The organism is Polaromonas sp. P1_G4, from assembly GCF_056405475.1.
This window is the reverse complement of the sequence record NZ_JBFUCA010000434.1, coordinates 1-3,751: the sequence shown is the minus strand read 5'-3', so window position 1 is coordinate 3,751 and position 3,751 is coordinate 1. Positions and strand designations below refer to the sequence as shown.

Sequence of the window (3,751 nt, the reverse complement as noted above, 5' to 3'; positions counted from 1 at the left end):
GGGCGTTCAGTGCCGCTGGCCGCGGTATGGATTAACTATGTTGATAACTTGTGGGTAAGTTGTGTGGCTTCAAGGGCTTCAACAATGTTTTCAAGGTTTTTTAAGAGTTTTTTACTTGGGAGCTGCCACCGTGACCAAKGCGGGGCGCAGCACGCGCTCGGCGATCAGGTAGCCYTTTTGCAGCACGKTSACCACGGTGTTGGCTTCCTGSTCGGCCGGCACCATGCTGATCGCCTGGTGTTGGGTCGGGTCGAATTTGGTGCCGGGCGCGGGGTCGATGGCGACTACCTTGTTGCGCTCGAGCGCACTTTTCAGCTGCTTGAGTGTGGCCTCGGCGCCTTCGCGGATCTGCTCCGGCGTAACGTCCTTGATGGCCAGGCCGGCTTCCAGGCTGTCTGCCACGGGCAGCAGGCTTTCGGCAAAGCTTTCCAGTGCGTATTTGCGGGCCTTGGCGACTTCTTCGTCCGCGCGGCGGCGGGCGTTTTCGGTCTCGGCCTTGGCGCGCAGGTAGCTGTCGGCCAGCTCGGTGTTCTTGGCCTGCAGCGTCGCGACTTCGGCTTGTGCGACGGTCAGCGCATCAAACTCGTTGGCGGCCTGCGCCGCTTCCAGTTCTTCAGGACTGGGCTCACCGCTAAGTGGTTGATTTTGTTCGGGTTGTGTATTGTCAGACATGCTCGAAAACAGGGTTGAAGCTGGTAATGTTTCCAGCTGGGGATGGCAAAGCCCTTTTCAAGACAGGGGCTTCGTTTTTGGTCCAGATAGTTTGGCTGCGGGTGCGCGGCCTGAGGGGTCCAGCACGGTTGGGGCCCTGCCGTTCCTGTGCGGACCGGTGTGCCCCAGCCGCAGAAACTGGTTCGTGGCCTGAATTGTAGTGGCTGGCCACCCGTTCCCCGGCCGGTGAGGCAGGTTCTGGCAGTCCATGGGATGGTGCCGGGTGCAGGCCTGATGCTATGTTATTGATAGCTATCGGCGCGCATTCCTATTGGGATGAAAGGCTAAAACGTCGAAATTTCAGGTGGAGACGGCAAAAACCGCTTCAAGGCGTGGCCGGTTTCTGCATGCGCATCATGAGTTCGCGCTTGTTGTCACGGCTGCGGTGGGCATGTTCGCGCATCAGGGCTTCGGCACGCGCCCCTTCACCGGCCTGCAGTGCGGCCAGCACGTCTTCGTGGTCGGTTTGTGCGCGCTGAATGAACCCGTATTCGAGCAGGGGCAGGGCGCCGTTCAGGCTGAGCGCCCCGGCGCCGGCCATCGGCGTTTTGCTGACATGGGCCAGTGCGGAGGTCAATGTGCTGTTGCCGGCGGCGTGCGCCAAGGCACTATGAAAGCGGGCGTTCGTGGGGACCCAGCGGGCTGCGTCAATCACATGGCCGGCGGCCCGTGCCTGCTCCAGCAGCAGGCGGCCGTCCTCGATGCAGGCCTGCAGGGCCTCCCGGGTTTCGGGCGTGATGCCGCGCTCGGCGGCCTGCCTGGCTGCCATGCCTTCCAGCACGCCCCGCACGTCGACTGCATTGGCAATTTCGTCAACGCTGAATTGCCTGACGCGAAAGCCGCGTGTCGGCAGGCGTTCCAGCAAGCCTTCCTTTTCCAGCTCACCGAGCGCAATACGGATCGGTGTGCGCGAAACCGCCAATTGGGCGGACAGCTCAAGCTCCACCATGCGTTCGCCCGGGGCCGCCTGGCCGCTGAGGATTCTTTGCCTCAATGTCTGCGTGGTGTATTCAATCTGGGAAGACATAAGCTGTAACGGTTGATAGTGGTTGGCTGAGTGGAAGGATTATTGCATGCAGTATCTGGGTTTATTAGGGTTAATCTGGTTAATGAAGTCACTATTGCGTGCAATAAAATAAGATGACTAAGTATTTCGCGCTGGATGGCGCATGAACCATCAACCTGCCACCAGCGTTGTGGCCGATACCACCCCCAGGAGACACCATGGATCTACTTCGCCTCCATTCCTTGCGACGGCTTGCCCGCACCGCAACGCGGCTGGCAGCGGCTTGTGCTGCATCGTTGGTGCTTGCCTTCACTGGCTTGTCCGTCGCGCACGCCCAGCCGGCTGCAAGTTATCCCAGCAAGCCCATCAAGCTGATCGTTCCTTTTCCTGCGGGTGGTGGCGGTGACACACTGGCCCGGCTGGTCATGCAGCGTGCCACCAGGGAATTGGGTCAACCTGTCGTGGTCGAAAACCTGGGCGGCGCCGGCGGAAACGTGGGCAGTGCAACAGCGGCCAAGGCGCCGGCCGATGGCTACACCCTGCTGTACGGCACCAACGGCACACATGCCATCAACCATGCGATCTACAGGTCACCCGGCTTCAACCCGTCTCGCGACTTCGAGCCCGTGACCCAGCTCACACGCATCGCCGCCATGGTGGTAGTGCGGCCCACGCTGCAAGTCAACTCCATGGCGGAACTCACCAAGCTGCTCAAGGCCAATCCGGGGAAATACACCTTTGGCTCCGCCGGCAACGGCACCACGTCCCACCTGGCCGGAGAAATCTACAAATCGCGCGCGGGCCTGGCTGTGGTGCACAGACCTTACCGCGGCGGCGCACAGGCCATGACGGACCTGGTCGGCGGGCAGGTCGACATGATGATCGAGGTCATGCCGAATGCCGCACCGCAGGCGAAAAGCGGACGTGTCAAACCATTGGCGGTAACGACAGCCACGCGCGTGGCGGGCTGGCCGGATTTACCCACCATCGCGGAGTCGGGCTTGCCCGGATTTGATGTCAGCGCATGGGACGCGATTTTTGTTCCCGCCGGAACGCCCAGGCCCATCGTCAATCGCCTGAACGAAGCGATCCACAAAGCCCTGGCGGATCCGGAGTTGCGCGCGCAGCTGCAGTCGCGTGGTGCCGAGGTGGCGCCGGGCACCCCCGAGGAACTGGCCAGGCATATTGCTGCCAGCATGACTTTGTGGGGTGACGCGGTGAAGCGTTCCGGCGCTGCAGTGGATTAGGGCGCCGGGAAGTGCATGGATGAATACCTGATGAATGCCTGTTGATCGGTAAAACAGCGCAACAAAAAAGCGACCCTGAAGGTCGCTTTTTTTCGGGCCAGGCTGGCCAGGTAATTTACTTTTTCTTGGTCTGGCTGACGGCCCACTTGCCGGCAAATGCCTGCAGGTCGTTCAAGCGCTTGAGCAGGTCGGCGCCCAGTGTGGTGACCGTGTAGCCGTCGCTGCCATGGCCAAGCAGGCCGGCTGCGCGCAATTCCTTGATGCGGGTATTGAGGGTGTTGGGTGTGATGCTGCCGATGCTGTCTTGAAGGAGGCGGAATGTCTGGGGATGGCCGTCTTTCAGGGCCCACAGCACGCGCAGTGCGTAGCGTGCTTCCAGCAGTTCAAGCAATTGGCCTACCGCTGCATTTTCTTTGGCACTCATCAGGTTATCTCCTCGGGTCACAGTTTGGTCACAGGGGGTTGTTAAGCAGAAAGCTTCGAAAGCTTGGGGCCAAATATAACGCAAATTGCTGACTGCTACGAGTTTTATAGCTGCCCACGCCCGCTGCCGTTGGACTACAGCCTGAAACTCTCTTGGAAAACCCTGATGCGCCGGATGTGGCAATGGGCTTAAGAACGCATCGGGTAAGCCCAGGCGCATCATTTCTACCTACATCACCGGGATCCGTGTTGCCGGATGAAGTGCTACAGCGCTGCCTGTTCTGGATGATTCCATGATCACTTCAATCACTTGTTGCACGCCAAGTGCAGAGCGCCCCGTTACGGTGGGTGCACGTCCATTCTG

At 60.3% G+C, this 3,751-nt stretch carries 4 protein-coding genes; 1 reads left to right on the top strand and 3 read right to left on the bottom strand.

The window, feature by feature from the left end; translation table 11 throughout:
• Positions 1-111: 111 nt before the first annotated feature.
• Positions 112-672, bottom strand: coding sequence for a nucleotide exchange factor GrpE (gene grpE, locus AC1D1X_RS18155; protein WP_477698818.1), 561 nt, complete (start codon positions 670-672; stop codon positions 112-114).
• Between the two features lie 364 nt (positions 673-1,036).
• Complete coding sequence (locus AC1D1X_RS18150) at positions 1,037-1,738, bottom strand: GntR family transcriptional regulator (protein ID WP_477671068.1); 702 nt, start codon at positions 1,736-1,738, stop codon at positions 1,037-1,039.
• 197 nt (positions 1,739-1,935) lie between these two features.
• Here AC1D1X_RS18150 and AC1D1X_RS18145 point away from each other — a divergent pair, with 197 nt between their 5' ends.
• Positions 1,936-2,964 (top strand): Bug family tripartite tricarboxylate transporter substrate binding protein, encoded by a 1,029-nt coding sequence (locus AC1D1X_RS18145; RefSeq protein WP_477671067.1) that lies wholly within the window; start codon positions 1,936-1,938, stop codon positions 2,962-2,964.
• 115 nt (positions 2,965-3,079) lie between these two features.
• On the opposite strand, the gene AC1D1X_RS18140 is transcribed toward AC1D1X_RS18145, so the two are convergent.
• Positions 3,080-3,388, bottom strand: a complete 309-nt coding sequence (locus AC1D1X_RS18140; RefSeq protein WP_457278868.1) for a winged helix-turn-helix transcriptional regulator — start codon at positions 3,386-3,388, stop codon at positions 3,080-3,082.
• Positions 3,389-3,751 lie beyond the last annotated feature (363 nt).

Excerpts from the sequence above, each read along its gene's own strand:
- AC1D1X_RS18150 (WP_477671068.1), bottom strand. The coding sequence starts at position 1,738 with ATGTCTTCCCAGATTGAATACACCACGCAGACATTGAGGCAAAGAATC.
- AC1D1X_RS18145 (WP_477671067.1), top strand. The coding sequence starts at position 1,936 with ATGGATCTACTTCGCCTCCATTCCTTGCGACGGCTTGCCCGCACCGCA.
- AC1D1X_RS18140 (WP_457278868.1), bottom strand. The coding sequence starts at position 3,388 with ATGAGTGCCAAAGAAAATGCAGCGGTAGGCCAATTGCTTGAACTGCTG.